This is a genomic window from Bradyrhizobium sp. JR3.5, assembly GCF_054057015.1.
Genome location: NZ_JBSRYV010000001.1, coordinates 2,785,883 through 2,800,310, shown reverse-complemented (window position 1 = coordinate 2,800,310; position 14,428 = coordinate 2,785,883). Strand labels below are relative to the sequence as shown.

Here is a 14,428-nt window from a genome sequence, read left to right as displayed (position 1 = left end):
GAGCAGCTTGCACGGAGGGGAGATGCGTTACGTAGGAGACCATAGGCGCCAGACCCACAGCCGGATTGTTGAAAACGCCTCCTACGGCTTGCGTCAAAACGGTGCCGAAGGACTTAGCGTTGTCGAGTTGATGAAGCTCGCGGGTCTTACGCACGGCGGGTTCTATAACCATTTCGACTCGCGTGCCGCACTTGTTGGCGAGGCAATCGCGTTTGCGATGGACCAAATGGTCGAGCGGTGGAAAAAACTGGCGAACCGGAAGGCCAGCGGGGATCGCTTCGAGACGCTGATCGCCGATTATCTCAGTTCCCGTCACCGCGACAATCCCAGACAAGGTTGCGCGCTTCCAGCCTTGGCCGCAGATGTGGCTCGATCGAGCCCGAGCGAGCAACGGGCGCTTGCGTCCAAGCTGGAGGAGATGATCGACATCCTGGTCGAAGTGCTTCCCGCCGAGGGTTCCCAACAGGCGCGCCAAATCGCGACGAGCGCCATTGCGACCATGGTTGGATCGATCGTGCTGTCGCGTGCTGTCGGCGCCGGGAAGCTTTCCGACGATATTCTCGACGCCGGACGGACGACTGTCTGCGGCCGGACTCACAAGCGGCAGCGCAGAACAGCAAAGGCGATGAGCTGCGACAAACCATAATTTGGGAGGTGCCCATGACGGCCGGCAAGTGGCTCAAGACAGCCTGCAACCTGTGTTACGTAAATTGCGGCATCGAGGTCTGGGTGAATGAGGGGCGCCTCGAGAAGGTACGAGGCGACCGTTCAAACCCGAAGTCACAAGGCTATCTGTGCAACAAGGCGGCGCGCATTCCCTATTATGCGCATCACAGGGATCGGCTCACGACCCCGCTGCGTCGTCGCGCCGATGGCGGCTTTGATGAAATCGAGTGGGACGTCGCGATCGCAGAAATCGCACAGCGGCTGCGGCACATCGTTGACAGGTATGGCGGCAAGAGTATTGCCCTTTATGGCGGCGGCGGGCAGGGCAACCACGCTGGCGGCGCCTACGCCAGTGGATTGTTGCGCGCGCTGGGGTCACGCAGCGTCTTCAACGCCCTTTCGCAGGAGAAAACCGGCGACTTCTGGGTCAATGGCCACATGTTCGGCAGCCAAACCTGCCACACGTCGGAAGACGTGCATCATTGCGATCTCTTGCTTGTCATCGGTGCAAATCCCTGGATCGCGCACGGCTTCCCCAATGCGCGTGACCATCTCAATCAGATCCGCAAGGATCCGGCACGCAAGCTGATCGTCATCGACCCCCGGCGAACCGAAACCGCAGAGATGGCGGATCTGCATCTTGCGGTTCGCCCCGGTGCCGATACGTTTCTTCTTGGCGCGCTGCTGGCCACGCTCGTCCGTTCCGACCGGATCGACCACGCGTTCATTGAGGAGCACACGACCGGCTTCGCCGAAGTGAGGCAGGCACTATTGAACATCCCCGTTGAGGAATGGGCGGCTGCCGCCGATATCTCGATCGCCGACCTGGAGCGTTGCGCCGCGATGATCGCGGCCGCGAAGGCCATGGTGGTTCGGGTTGAACTCGGCATCCAGCAAGGCGTCAATTCGACCCTTAATTCCTATCTCGAGAAGCTCCTGATCATGCTTTCCGGCAATTTTGGCCGTGAAGGTACCAACCAATTGCATAGCTGGCTTCAACCGCTTTGGGGAAATTCTCCGAACCAGACATTCGCACCCACTGGTGACGCCATTATCGCCGGCTTGTTGCCGCCCAACATTTTCCCTGAAGCGGTGCTTAAGGACCATCCCGACCGGTTGCGCTGCGCCTGGATCGACAGCTCCAATCCAGCCAACACCGCGGCAAACACCGAGGCGGTGGAACGCGCGCTGCAATCGGTCGAATTATGTGTTGTCGTCGACGTTGCGATGACCGAAACCGCACGGCTCGCGCACTACGTCCTCCCGGCCTCCACACAATACGAAAAGACCGAATTTACTCTGTTCAACTTCGAATTTCCGACCAACTATTTTCATGTCCGCGCCGGTGTTCTACCGCCACTTGCCGGCACCTTGCCGGAGCCCGAGATCTACACGCGGCTTGCCGTCGCCCTGGGGCTTCTGCCGGGTGACAATGTGCTCGCGCCGCTACGCGAAATAGCACGGCGCTCGCGATCTGAATTCGCCGCGGCCTTTCGTGATTTCATCGCGGAAAACCCTGCGGCAGTGCCTGCCCTGGTGCTCTACCATACGCTGGGGCAGACGCTTCCGGACGGTACCGCGGCCGCGGCGCCGATGTGGAGCGCGGCACTGGCTTGCGCGAAGCGATCGTCGCAAGCGGTGCGGCGGGCGATTGGCGCATCCGAGGAGGTGGCGGACCATCAGCTCGGAGATCTCCTGTTCGACGCCATCGTGGGCGCCCGGCAGGGCACGGCGGTTACCCGACACGAGTATGACGAAGTCTGGTCGTTGATCAGCCATTCCGATCGCAAGGTTCGGCTGGTCGTCCCGCAGATGCTGGAATGGCTGGCGCGTCTCGATCCAGGGGCCGCGGGCGCGCCAAAAGAATTCCCGTTCATGCTGGCGGCTGGGTGGCCGCCGCATGTTCAATGCCAACCAGATCTTTCGCGATCCCGCGTGGCGTCGCGAGGACCCGGACGGGGCGCTGCTGATCAATTCGAGCGATTTGCACGAGTTGGGCGCAAAGGATGGTGACTGGGTGGCCGTCGAGTCGGTGGTCGGGCGGCTCGTCGTCCGCTGCAAGGTCGACGACGCCATGCGGAACGGCCAATTGGCGCTGCCCCACGGCTACGGTCAGGCCTACCCGACGTCTGACGGAGAGCGCCTGATCAACGGACCGCGCATCAATCTGCTCACCGAAAGCGGCAACCGCGATCCCATTGCGGGCACGCCCTACCACAAGAACGTCGCGGTTCGACTGGCCCTGGTGTCCGGGCACGAAGCTGCCGCCTATCAGTCGCGATCCGAGCGAATTCACAAGAGAGCGGCCGGACAATAGCTCGAAGGGAGCGTCGAATGACCGAGAAACCAATCGCGATCGTGACGGGGGTGGGGCCAGGCACCGGAGCTGCCATCGTCAAGCGCTTCTCTGCCGGCGGATTTCGTATCCTCGCGCTTGCTCGCTCTACGGAGCTCATCAATCGGCTTGCGCAAGAGCTTCCCGACGTGCACGCGATGACCTGCGACGTCTCGGACGAAAGCCAAGTACGGACCGTAATCGCCGACGTAAAGCGGCGGTTCGGCCCGGCTGACGTTCTCATCCACAACGCGGTAGGCGGGGGCTGGGGGAATTTTCGCGAGATCGATCCGAAGATGTTGAAGGGCAACTTCGAAGTCAACGTGATGGGATTGTTGTACCTAGCCCGCGAAGTGGCGCCTGACATGATCAATCGGGGCAAGGGCGCAATCCTGGTGACCGGCAACACCTCTTCGATCCGAGGCAAAGCCAATTTCGCCGGCTTCGCTCCGACGAAGGCGGCGCAGCGCATTTTGGCCGAGTCGATCGCACGTGACTTGGGGCCTCTCGGCGTGCACGTCTCCTACGTTCTCATCGACGCCGTTATCGATACGCCCCGGATGCGCGCGCGGATGAGCGACAAACCGGATGAATTCTTCATCAAGCCGGCGGCGATCGCCGACGAATTATTGCATCTCTATGGTCAGGACCGCTCGGCCTGGTCGTTTCTCACCGAAGTGCGGCCATTCAAAGAAAATTGGTGATGCTCGAGCACGGACACGGCGCGCTGGGTCATTTGGAGAGATCTCCGCGACTTGAAAGGTCAGAAACATGACTGATGGATCCATCTCGGTTGATACAGGAACGGACGAACTGCTGTGCACGATCCGGGATCGCGTCGCGGTGATTACCTTGAACCGACCCGAAGCCCGAAATTCGTTGTCCGATCATCTTACGCCGGCGTTGCGCCGGATGATCAAACAGAATGGAGATGATCCTGAGGTCGGAGCCCTCCTGATTACCGGTGCAGGCACTGCGTTCTGTTCGGGCGGCGACATCAAGGGGATGGGCGGCAACTCTGCGGCGCCGGCCATGTCAGTCAGCGACAAGGTTGCGCGGTTGCGGGAACGTCAGCGAGCCCTGACCGGCGTACTTGTTTCGGTGCGAAAGCCCACCATCGCGGCTTTGCCGGGACCGGCGGCTGGCGCCGGGTTTGCGATCGCACTCGCCTGCGACATTCGTATTGCAGCCGAATCCGCCATCATGACGACTGGCTACGCCCGGATCGCGCTCACCGGCGATTACGGTATCTCGTGGCTGTTGACCCGGCTGGCCGGGACGGCGCGTGCCCGCGAACTGATGTTCTTGTCCGAACGTATCGATGCACGCCGTTGCGAAGCGCTGGGGCTGGTCAATCGCGTGGTGTCCGATTCTGAGCTGCAACACGAAGCGTTTGTAGTGGCGAGGACGTTGGCGAACGGTCCGGCGAGCGCGTTTGCTTCCATGAAGGATAATCTCGACCTTGCGCTGTCGGCTGACTTCCTGACGTCATTGGATCAGGAGGCCGAGAGGATGGTCGGTGCGGCGGGCACTGCACAGCACGCCGAAGCCGTTCCGGGCATTTATTGAGAAACGTCCTCCCAGTTACAGGTGAAACCCGCTGGATTCATTGCCTTGAAGTGCGTTGGGCCTGCGCTCGTAACCGCGCCAGTCGCGGATGATTTTGGGCTTCCGATTACGCGCAGTTGGTTTCAATCCCATTGCAGCACAAGGCTGGATCCTTATGCGTTGACATCCACGATAACACGGCCACGAATGGTCCCGCCAAAGATGCTGCGGGCGACGTCAGCGGCTTCTGCCAGCCCAACGACGGTCACCATTGATTCCAGCTTGGCGGGGTCGAGGTCGGTCGCGAGCCGCTTATAGGACTCGATCCGTTTGGCCGAGGGCGCGTTGACGGAATCGACGCCTGCGAGCGTGACGCCGCGAAGGATGAAGGGCAGCACGGTTCCGGGGAGGTCGATGCCTTGGGCGAGGCCGAAGCTGGCGACCGTGCCGCCATACTGTGTTTGGGCGAGGACGTTCACGAGCGTATGGCTGCCGACCGAGTCGATCGCGCCGGCCCACCGCGGCGGTAGAATTGGACGCTGAGACGGCTCCGACAGTGTGTTGCGATCGATGATCTCGGCGGCTCCGAGAGTCCTGAGATACTCAGCTTCACTCGGCCGGCCCGTCGAGGCGACGACGCGGTAGCCCAGCTTCGACAGCAGAGCGATGGACACCGAACCCACGCCACCATTCGCGCCTGTCACCAGTACCTCGCCGGAGTCCGGCGTAATGCCGTTGTGCTCCAGCGCGAGCACGCTGAGCATGGCCGTGAAGCCGGCCGTGCCGATCGCAGCCGCTTGCCGAGTGCTGATTGTGCTCGGCAGCTTGGTCAGCCACTTCCCAGGTACACGCGCCCTCTGAGCGAAGCCTCCATTGTGGGTGACGCCGAGACCCCACCCGTGAACGACCACCTTGTCGCCAACCTGGAAGGCTGGATCGGAGGACGTTTCGACGGTGCCAGCGAGGTCGATGCCAGGAACCAAGGGGAATTTTTGGATAATGTTCCCGCGACCGGAGATGGCGATGCCATCCTTGTAGTTGATGGTGGAATAGTCGACTGCGACGGTCACATCGCCTTCTGGCAGATCCGCGTCCGTCAGGTTCACGAGTTCGGTCGTCTGCCCCGCATCGGTCTTGCGGACAAGCACAGCTTTGAAGGTCATTGTAGTCTCCTTGGGATGATTGGCGTCGTGATCGGGGACAGGTTGATTTGCCGTTCGCGTTCTTCCAGGTGCTCCGATTCGGGATGGTTGCCGGCCGCGTCCCCACCGCTTGCTTCAACAGCTTCTGGCTGTTGGTAACGCTGGTGCCATTGGCGCTGGTCAGCCGCTACATTGTCTTGGAAGGCCAACGCGCCGCGCTCGCGACCACACACGTTGGAGAGGCCCAGCGAATTGCTCACTCGACTTCGCCGATACGAATGGAACGTGTTCCGATCGGAGCGCCGGTCGCGCGATCGATGGTAAGGGGATCGATCTCCGATCCGTTTTCGGCATCGAAGAACCGTGGTGACCTTGCCTCCGCTGCGATGCTTGCGTCCCCACGCGCCGATCGCAAAGAGCACCGGCAAGAAGTCGCGCCCGGCTTCCGTCAGCACATATTCGTCCCGTGGCGGACGGTCTGAATAACGGCGTTTCTCCAGCACCCCCTCGTCAACCAGCGCTGAAAGACGCCCCGTCAGCATCGTCGGCGCGATACCGAGACTCCTGCGAAAATCGTCGAAGCGGGTCAGTCCCGCATGGGCATCGCGCATGATCAGCATGCTCCATGCGTCCCCGACCAGCGCCAGGCTCCGGGCGATCAGGCAAGGCTGGTCCGAAAGTTTCTTCATGTAAGTCTCATTTTGGTAGTGACTTAGTACTAAATTGATAGTAACAGATCGCTCGTCGATGTTCCAGAGCAAATTGAGAAAGCCGGAATGAGCAAGACAGAACAGGGAATTGCGCTGATTCCGGGTGCTTCCGGTGCCAGCCGAACGATGGAGCAAGTGATGTCAAACTATGTCAGCCACCCGGGATCGGTCATGCGCTATGTCGATGCGCCGAATCTTTCGATCAGTGCTGCGGGAACGACCTTTGCCTATCGCGACATCGGTCCGCGCACCGGCGTGCCATCGATCCTTCTCAATCATTGGGGCGCGGTTCTCGACAATTTCGATCCGCCGATCGTCGATGGGCTCGCCACCAGGCATCGCGTCATCGCGATCGACTACCGGGGTATCGGCGCTTCAGGTGGGAAAGCGCCCGTTAGCGTTGGCGAAATGGCGCAGGATACGATTGCTCTGATCGCCGCGCTCGGCTTCGAAAAAGTCGATCTGCTGGGCTTTTCCCTCGGCGGCTTCGTGGCCCAGGACATCGCGCTGAAGGCCCCTGGTCTCGTGCGAAAGCTGATTCTGACCGGCACGGGCCCAGCAGGCGGCAAAGGCATCGAGAAGGTTGGGCCGGTGTCCTGGCCGTTGATGATCAAGGGCTTGCTGACACTGCGAGACCCGAAATTCTATCTGTTCTTCACCTCGACGGCCAATGGACGCCGAGCCGCAAAGGCTTTTCTCGCAAGGCTGAAGGAGCGCAAGGCAGATCGGGACAAAGCAGCCACACCAGCGGCCTTGTTGCGGCAACTCAAGGCGATCAAGAGTTGGGGCCAGCAGGCGCCGCAGGATCTCGGCAGCATCCGCATCCCGGTCATGATCGCGAATGGCGATAACGATATCATGGTGCCGACTGCAAACAGCACCGACATGGCACGGCGTATCCCGGGCGCACAACTGGTCATCTACGAAGATGCCGGGCATGGCGGGATTTTCCAGTACCACGCCGATTTCGTGCCGAAGGCGCTGTCGTTCCTCGACGCCTGACGCTGCAACCAGATTCCAGATTGGAGATGACATCATGAAGGCATTCGTCGTCGACAAATACGAGAAGAAAGGCGCTGTTCGCCTGGCAACCATGCCGGAGCCGGAGGTGCGGGACGACGATGTCCTGGTTCGGATCCACGCAACAGCCGTGAAACGTTCTCGACTCCAAGATCAGGGGTGGGGAATTCAAGCTCATCCTGCCGTATCGTCCGCCTTTCATTCTGGGTCATGACGTTGCCGGAACGGTCATCAGGATCGGCCGCAATGTCAGACGGTTCAAGGCGGGCGACGAGGTCTACGCACGGCCGCGCGATCATCGGATCGGAACATTCGCCGAATTCATTGCGATGAACGAAGCCGACGTGGCGCCGAAGCCTGCGAACATCAGCATGGAAGAGGCCGCCTCCATCCCGCTGGTGGGACTGACCGCCTGGCAGGCGCTGGTCGAGGTGGCCAAGCTGAAGCCTGGCCAGAAGGTCTTCATCCAGGCCGGCTCCGGTGGCGTCGGGACTTTCGCGATCCAGCTCGCCAAGCATCTCGGTGCGGTCGTGGCGACGACGACGAGCGCGAAGAATGCCGGCCTGGTCAAGAGCCTCGGCGCGGACCTGGTCATCGACTACAAGACGCAGGATTTCGAGAAGGTCTTGTCGGGCTACGATCTGGTCCTACACAGCCAGGACGCCAAGACGCTTGAAAAATCTCTGCGCGTGCTCAAGCCGGGCGGCCTGCTCATCTCGATCTCCGGGCCGCCGGACCCCGAATTCGCCAGAGAGCAGGGCATGAACCTCTTCCTGAAATTGGTGATGCGCTTGCTGAGCCGCAGTGTGCGGAAGAAGGCCAGGAGCCTTGGTGTGCGCTTCACATTCCTGTTCATGCGCGCGCAGGGGCAGCAGCTGAGCGAAATCACGTCCCTGATCGAATCCGGCGTGATCCGTCCGGTCGTGGATAAGGTCTTCCCGTTTGAAGAAACCGGCGATGCGCTGGCCTATGTCGAGACCGGGCGCGCTAAGGGCAAGGTCGTGATTGCCGTGACGCACTAGGTCCCGCAATGACGCTGCTCGCGTTGCGAAGCCCTGACTTGTGACCAACAAGGTAAACACATTGGAGGAAGCAACATGACTGAGTCCCCCCGCGACACTCACACTTCCACACCTGGCGTTGCACTCATTGTCGGCGGCGGCCCTGGTATCAGCTCGAGTTGCGCCAGGCTGTTCGCGGAAAACGGGATGCGTGTCGCCGTCGCAGCCAGAAATCCGGAAAAAGCCGTCCTTGAGACTCTCGAAAAGATGCACGGCGTGCGTCGGTACGCCTGCGATGCAAGCGAACCGGCGGCCGTTGCACAGTTGTTCGCGAATGTCGCTCGAGAGATCGGAACGCCGAGGCTTGTCGTGCATAACATCGATGGCCGCGTTCCCGGCATTTTCCGCAAGGGCATTCTCGAAGCCGACCCGACGATGGCGCTCGAGACAATCCGAAACTCGGCGTTCAGCGCGTTTCTGGTAGGTCAACAGGCAGCCCGGCTCATGCTCGGAAACGAACCCGACGTCAATGGTACGAGAGGAACGATCATCTTTACGAACGCCAGCGCGGCGCTCAAGGGCTTTCCATCAAGTGGTGCATTTGCGATGGCGTGCCATGCCAAGTCCGGACTCGCGCAAAGCATAGCGAGAGAATTGATGCCACAGGGAATCCATGTGGCGAATGTGCCGATCGATGCCGCGATCGGTTGGACTCAGGAGGACGGGACCCGCGCGCACCGGCTGGCGGGAACGACGGTGGACGACAACATGGCCGACCCCGTCCATATCGCGGAAACCTATCTGCAACTGCACCGCCAGCATCGGTCGACCTGGGCTTTTGAAGTCGTGCTGCGGCCGTGGGTTGAGAAATGGTAATCGCGCTCAGCTGATCCCTCCGAACAAATCGCGCTCAATTTCAAATTCCAAATTGGAATGCGGCTTCCGCACCGATAATTGAGGCGTTTGCTGATTTGTTGACGTCCGTGCGTCTTGACAGTTCTATTTTAGAACGGTTTACTCCGTCGGCCAATAGAATGAAGGGGTGCGGACCTCCCGGTTGAAGGGGGCCGCGCGCGCTGCCGAAAACAAGGCGCGAGGGAGGATGGCATGAGGAGCGTGGACGAGCTCACCGCAAGCCGAACTGCTGGATGGCCTGCCGCCCAGAGTGCATGAGGTCTACGCGCCGTTCGTGCGGGATATTCCGGATCATCCGGCCTTTATGGAAGGCGGGCGTGCCTGGAGCTACCGGCAGTTCTCGGATGCGGTCGAGGCTGCGGCAAAGAATCTCGCCGGCTTGGGCATCGGGCCCGGTGATCGCGTGATCATTGCCAGTGAGAACAGCGTGGCCCTCGGCGTGATGCTCTTCGCAGCGAGCAAGCTCGATGCCTGGGGTATTCCGGTCAATCCTCGCCTGTCGCCCAGGGAAATCGACCTGATCGGGACGCACAGCGGCGCCAGACGCGTGCTGTTCAACTCGGCTCTGTCGAAGGAAGCGGCCGATCACGCCACCCGCGTCGGTGCGACAATCGGCGCCGTCGGGCCGTTTGGTGGAATCGGTGTCGGTCCTCTCAATGCGGATGCGAAAGCAGAGCCAGTCGAGAAGGATGGCGCCCGCCAGGTCGCGGGCCTTTTATACACCTCGGGCACGACTGGCGCGCCGAAGGGCGTCATGCTGAGTCACCGCAACCTCCTCTTCACCGCAAGGACGTCGGGAATCCTTCGCCGGAGCAGTCCAGACGACCGTGTCTACGGCGTGCTGCCGATGTCGCACATCGTCGGGTATGCGATCCTGCTGATCTCGACGCTGATGCACGGCGGCACGTTGCATGTCGTAGCCAAGGCGGATCCGGCTGCGCTGGCTCATGCCATCGCCGAGGAGGGGATCACGAGCCTGTTCGGCGTGCCCGCCACATATCAGCGTCTGCTCGAACACAAGGCGGTCAAGGGCCTCCAACGGCTCGAGCGGGGCAGGCTGCGGATCATGGCCGTCGCGGGCGCTCCGCTCGACCTCGATCTCAAGAAGCGGATCGAGGACGAGTTTGGAATCCCGCTGCTGAACAATTACGGCATAACGGAATGCTCACCCGGACTCACGGGGGTCCGTTCGGAACAGCCTGTCGCGGATGAGTCGGTCGGCCCGTTTCTTCCGGGCATCGAGCACCGGATCGTGGACGGGCAGGGAAAGCAGGTCGCGACCGGCGAAGTGGGCGAATTGCACGTTCGTGGTCCAAACATCATGCTCGGCTACTATCGCGCGCCCGATCTGACGGCGGCGGCGATCGATCACCAGGGATGGTTCAATACGGGGGACCTCGCCCGGGTCAACGGCCAGGGGCATCTCTACATCGCCGGTCGCACCAAAGAGCTGATCATCCGCTCCGGCTTCAACGTTTACCCCGCCGAGGTGGAGGCGGTCCTGAATGCGCACGACCAGGTCGTCCAGTCGGCCGTCGTCGGACGGAAGGTCGAGGGCAACGAGGAGGTCGTCGCGTTCGTTCAGCTTCTCCCCGGCGCCAGCGTCAGCGCTGAAGAGCTGAAGGCGTATACGGCTCAACTGCTCACGTCGTACAAGCGTCCGACCGAATTGATCGTGCTCGAGGCTCTGCCCTCGGCCTCAACCGGCAAGATCCTCAAGCACCAGCTGCGCGAGATGGCCAACGCGCGCGCAAGCGCAGGGATGTCCAACGCAGCCGCGGGCTGACGGAGGCGCCCGAAATCGAGCTACGCCCGATCAAGGAAGAATGGTGAGCGACGGAATTGTCGCCGAAGGGAGATGGCAAATGCTTAAGACGACCATCATTGTTGCGGCGCTTGCGGTATCGATGGCAAGTGTGCAGGCCGGCGCGGAAACGCCTGGGGTCACCGAATCCGAGGTGAAGATAGGGGCGACGTTCCCTTTTAGCGGCCCCGCGTCGCCGCTCAGCAATACCGGAAAGGGCATGATCGCCTACGTCAATTCGATCAACGAGCGTGGCGGCATCAACGGGCGGAAGATCAACCTCATCACCTACGACGACGGTTACAGCCCTCCCAAGACGGTGGAGCAGACCAGGAAACTCATCGAGAGCGACGAGGTGGCGTTCCTGTTTGGCCCGTTGGGTACGCCTGGCATCAGCGCCACCATCAAGTACGTCAACGCGAAGAAAGTGCCGCATCTGTTTGTCGTGAGCGGGGTCAGCAAGTTCACGAATTTCGCTGAATTCCCGATGACCACGACGGGATTGCCAAGCTACGACACCGAAGGACGAATCTACGCAAAGTACATCACCCAAACTCGGCCCGATGCGAAGATCGCGATACTCTATCAGAACGACGATCTGGGTAAGGATTTCGTCAATGCATTCAAGGCCTACCTGAAGGACGATTTCGACAAGAAGGTCGTGGTGTCCTCCTATGAGGTGACCGAGCCAACGATTGATTCCCACGTCGTGTCGCTGAAGTCGTCTGGCGCAGAGGCCTTTTTGGTTGCCGGCACGCCGAAATTCGCAGCGCAAGCCATCAAGAAAGTCGATGAGATCGGTTGGAAGCCGCTGTTCCTGATCAACTTCGTTTCGAGCTCGGTGTCGTCGACCATCGTCCCTGCGGGGCCGGAAAAGGCCGTGGGCATAGTTGCCGCGACAATCACCAAGGATCCGAACGACAAGAAGTGGGCGGATGATCCGGGCATCAAGTGGTACCGCGACTTTTTTACCAAATACCTGCCTGGCGCCGATATCGGCGATAACAATTATCTGTTCGGTACCCAGCAGGGACAGATCCTGGAGCAGGTGCTCAAGCAGTGCGGCAACGATCTCTCGCGCGAGAACATCGTCAGGCAATCGCGGAGCATACGCGGGCTGTCTCTTCCCACTTCCATACCGGGTGTCGTGATCAACACGGGCCCGGAAGGCAGCATGGCGTACACGCAGCTACAGCTTCAGCGCTGGAACGGGAGCACGTGGGAGCAATTCGGTGACGTACTCAGCGCCGACGGAAAGTGAATTGTACCTTCTGAACATGCGGATGATCTAGGCCCGCAAAACGACCAACTGAACCATGGAGCACGGATGTCCAGCGACGTTCTTTTCCGGCCTTTCAAGCTGAAAGTGCTGAACTTGCCGAACCGGGTCGTGATGGCGCCCATGACGCGCTCATTCTCTCCGGGCGGAATCCCGACCGAAGACGTCGGGCGGTATTACCGTCGGCGTGCCGAAGGAGCCGTCGGCCTCATTATCTCGGAGGGTACGGGCGTCGATCGTCCGGCATCCCTGAACGATCCGAATGTTCCCCGTTTTCACGGAGAGAAGGAGCTGGCGGGGTGGCGGCGTGTGGTCGACGAGGTGCATGCCGCGGGAGGCCTGATGGCACCGCAGCTATGGCATGTCGGAGCCGTTCGCACCCGCGCCCAGGATTGGTCTCCTCCGGGCGCCTACGACAGTCCGTCTGGTCTGTCGCGACCGGAGAAGAAATTCGGCGAGCCGATGAGCGAAGAGGACATCGCAGACGCCATCCGCGCTTTCGCCGATGCGGCGCTTGCTGCGAAGCGCCTGGGGTTCGACGCCGTCGAATTGCACGGCGCGCACGGCTATCTAATCGATCAATTTTTCTGGGAAGGCACCAATCGCCGCGAGGATGCCTACGGAGGGAAGGACCTGCCGGGGCGGGCCCGGTTTGCCGCTGATATCGTCCGCGCTGTGCGCAAGTCGGTCGGACCGGACTTTCCTATATTGCTCCGCATCAGCCAGTGGAAGCAACAGGACTACGAAGTGAAGCTGGCCGATACGCCTCGCGCGTTGGAAGCCTGGCTCAAACCTCTGGTCGAGGCGGGGGTCGACATTCTGCATTGCTCGCAACGGCGCTTCTGGGAGCCGGAGTTCGAGGGCTCCGATTTGAACTTCGCAGGATGGGCCAAGAAGGTGACGGGAGTGCCGACGATCTCGGTCGGGTCGGTCGGCCTGACCGGCGAGTTCATCGCCGCATATGGCGGGGAGAGCTCCCGTCCGGCGTCCCTCGACGAACTGATCCGCCGCCTCGATCGCGAGGAGTTCGATCTTGTCGCGGTGGGGCGGGCGCTGCTTCAGGATCCGCAATGGCTCCTGAAGATACGCGACGGCCGGACCGAGGAGTTGATGGCTTTCGAACGGACCGCGTTTGCGGCGCTGAGCTAGGCTGGTGCGCGTCATTGCGCAGTCGTCTGGAAGCAATTTGGAGACGAACAATGAGCGAGACCAAGACCCAGGTCGGCCAGATCCGCACCGAGGTGCATGGGCATGTGTTCAAGATCATCATCGACAACGTGGCGAAGAAGAACTCCTTCAGCCCGCAGATGATGGCGCAGATGTCGGATGCGATGACGCTTCTTGATCGCACCGACGACTATTGGGTCGGGGTACTCTGCGCCGAGGGTCCGGATTTCACGGCCGGGCTGGATATGCCGAAGTTCTTCGGACCCAAGGCCGAGAACACCGAGATCAAGCCCGGCAACATCGATGCGTTCGCCTTGAAGAGCCGGTGCCGCAAGCCGATTGTGACGGCAGTGCAGGGGATCTGCTTCACGATCGGCATCGAAATGATGCTGGCTGGCGACATCGTCGTCGCCGCCGACGACGCCCGGTTCTGTCAGATGGAATCCAAGCGCGGGATCGCGCCTCTTGGTGGTGCCCATTTCCGGTATTTGACGCGGGCGGGTTGGGGAGACGCGATGTATCACCTGTTCCTATGTGACGAGTTCGGCGCAGCCCGAGCTCACAAGATCGGCTTCGTTCAGGAAGTCGTTGCACCCGGCCAGCAGATTGCGCGCGCGATGGAGATTGCGAATCTGATCGCCCAGAACGCGCCGATCGGCATTCAGGTGACGAAGGAGGCCGCGTTGAAATACATCGAGGCCGGCGAGAGCGCCGCGATCGACTACATTCCCAAGATCAAGGATCGCGTCTTCAGCAGCGAAGACATGAAAGAAGGCATCCAGTCTTTCATGGAACGTCGCTCGGCCGTATTCCGCGGGAAATAGGGTTCGGCGGACACAGT

12 protein-coding genes and 3 pseudogenes are annotated in these 14,428 nt (G+C 61.0%); 12 read left to right on the top strand and 3 right to left on the bottom strand.

The annotated features are described in order from the left end of the window. The first annotated feature begins 22 nt into the window (after positions 1–22). From ACVWW1_RS14105 to ACVWW1_RS14085, 5 genes and pseudogenes are all read left to right on the top strand, one after another. Complete coding sequence (locus ACVWW1_RS14105) at positions 23–646, top strand: TetR/AcrR family transcriptional regulator (protein WP_456656217.1); 624 nt, start codon at positions 23–25, stop codon at positions 644–646. Positions 647–660: 14 nt separating this feature from the next. Next, a complete protein-coding gene (locus ACVWW1_RS14100) occupies positions 661–2,679 on the top strand; it encodes a molybdopterin-dependent oxidoreductase (protein WP_456656216.1) in 2,019 nt (672 codons plus the stop codon). Continuing rightward, on the top strand, positions 2,567–2,983 hold the full coding sequence (locus tag ACVWW1_RS14095; protein WP_456656215.1) for a molybdopterin dinucleotide binding domain-containing protein: 417 nt from the start codon (positions 2,567–2,569) through the stop codon (positions 2,981–2,983). The genes ACVWW1_RS14100 and ACVWW1_RS14095 overlap by 113 nt, the downstream gene beginning before the upstream one ends. A 17-nt stretch (positions 2,984–3,000) precedes the next feature. Then, a complete protein-coding gene (locus ACVWW1_RS14090) occupies positions 3,001–3,705 on the top strand; it encodes an SDR family NAD(P)-dependent oxidoreductase (RefSeq protein ID WP_456656214.1) in 705 nt (234 codons plus the stop codon). 67 nt (positions 3,706–3,772) lie between these two features. Next, a pseudogene (locus tag ACVWW1_RS14085) lies at positions 3,773–4,595 on the top strand (enoyl-CoA hydratase-related protein). 127 nt (positions 4,596–4,722) lie between these two features. Here the strand turns inward: ACVWW1_RS14085 and acuI are convergent. The 3 genes and pseudogenes from acuI to ACVWW1_RS14070 all read right to left on the bottom strand — a co-directional run bounded on the left by acuI (position 4,723) and on the right by ACVWW1_RS14070 (position 6,380). Beyond that, the gene (acuI, locus tag ACVWW1_RS14080; protein WP_456656213.1) at positions 4,723–5,712 is read right to left on the bottom strand and encodes an acrylyl-CoA reductase (NADPH); all 990 of its coding nucleotides are present in this window, start codon (positions 5,710–5,712) and stop codon (positions 4,723–4,725) included. Continuing rightward, positions 5,709–5,951 (bottom strand): hypothetical protein, encoded by a 243-nt coding sequence (locus ACVWW1_RS14075; protein WP_456656212.1) that lies wholly within the window; start codon positions 5,949–5,951, stop codon positions 5,709–5,711. The genes acuI and ACVWW1_RS14075 overlap by 4 nt, the downstream gene beginning before the upstream one ends. Then, positions 5,948–6,380 (bottom strand): annotated as a pseudogene (locus tag ACVWW1_RS14070) (winged helix-turn-helix transcriptional regulator). Before ACVWW1_RS14070 ends, ACVWW1_RS14075 begins: the two are co-directional and overlap by 4 nt. A 192-nt stretch (positions 6,381–6,572) precedes the next feature. Between ACVWW1_RS14070 and ACVWW1_RS14065 the strand changes: the two are divergent. The 7 genes and pseudogenes from ACVWW1_RS14065 to ACVWW1_RS14035 all read left to right on the top strand — a co-directional run bounded on the left by ACVWW1_RS14065 (position 6,573) and on the right by ACVWW1_RS14035 (position 14,411). Next, entirely contained in the window at positions 6,573–7,403 is an 831-nt protein-coding gene (locus ACVWW1_RS14065; RefSeq protein ID WP_456656672.1) for an alpha/beta fold hydrolase, read from the top strand. Between the two features lie 34 nt (positions 7,404–7,437). Next, a pseudogene (locus tag ACVWW1_RS14060) lies at positions 7,438–8,443 on the top strand (NADP-dependent oxidoreductase). Between the two features lie 75 nt (positions 8,444–8,518). Next, positions 8,519–9,298, top strand: coding sequence for an SDR family oxidoreductase (locus ACVWW1_RS14055; RefSeq protein WP_456656211.1), 780 nt, complete (start codon positions 8,519–8,521; stop codon positions 9,296–9,298). Between the two features lie 289 nt (positions 9,299–9,587). Then, positions 9,588–11,123: a class I adenylate-forming enzyme family protein gene (locus tag ACVWW1_RS14050; RefSeq protein ID WP_456656210.1), complete on the top strand. Its 1,536-nt coding sequence runs from the start codon at positions 9,588–9,590 to the stop codon at positions 11,121–11,123. Positions 11,124–11,202: 79 nt separating this feature from the next. Then, entirely contained in the window at positions 11,203–12,402 is a 1,200-nt protein-coding gene (locus ACVWW1_RS14045; RefSeq protein ID WP_456656209.1) for an ABC transporter substrate-binding protein, read from the top strand. Positions 12,403–12,468: 66 nt separating this feature from the next. Next, positions 12,469–13,569: an NADH:flavin oxidoreductase gene (locus ACVWW1_RS14040; RefSeq protein WP_456656208.1), complete on the top strand. Its 1,101-nt coding sequence runs from the start codon at positions 12,469–12,471 to the stop codon at positions 13,567–13,569. 50 nt (positions 13,570–13,619) lie between these two features. Further along, the gene (locus ACVWW1_RS14035; protein WP_456656207.1) at positions 13,620–14,411 is read left to right on the top strand and encodes a crotonase/enoyl-CoA hydratase family protein; all 792 of its coding nucleotides are present in this window, start codon (positions 13,620–13,622) and stop codon (positions 14,409–14,411) included. Positions 14,412–14,428 lie beyond the last annotated feature (17 nt).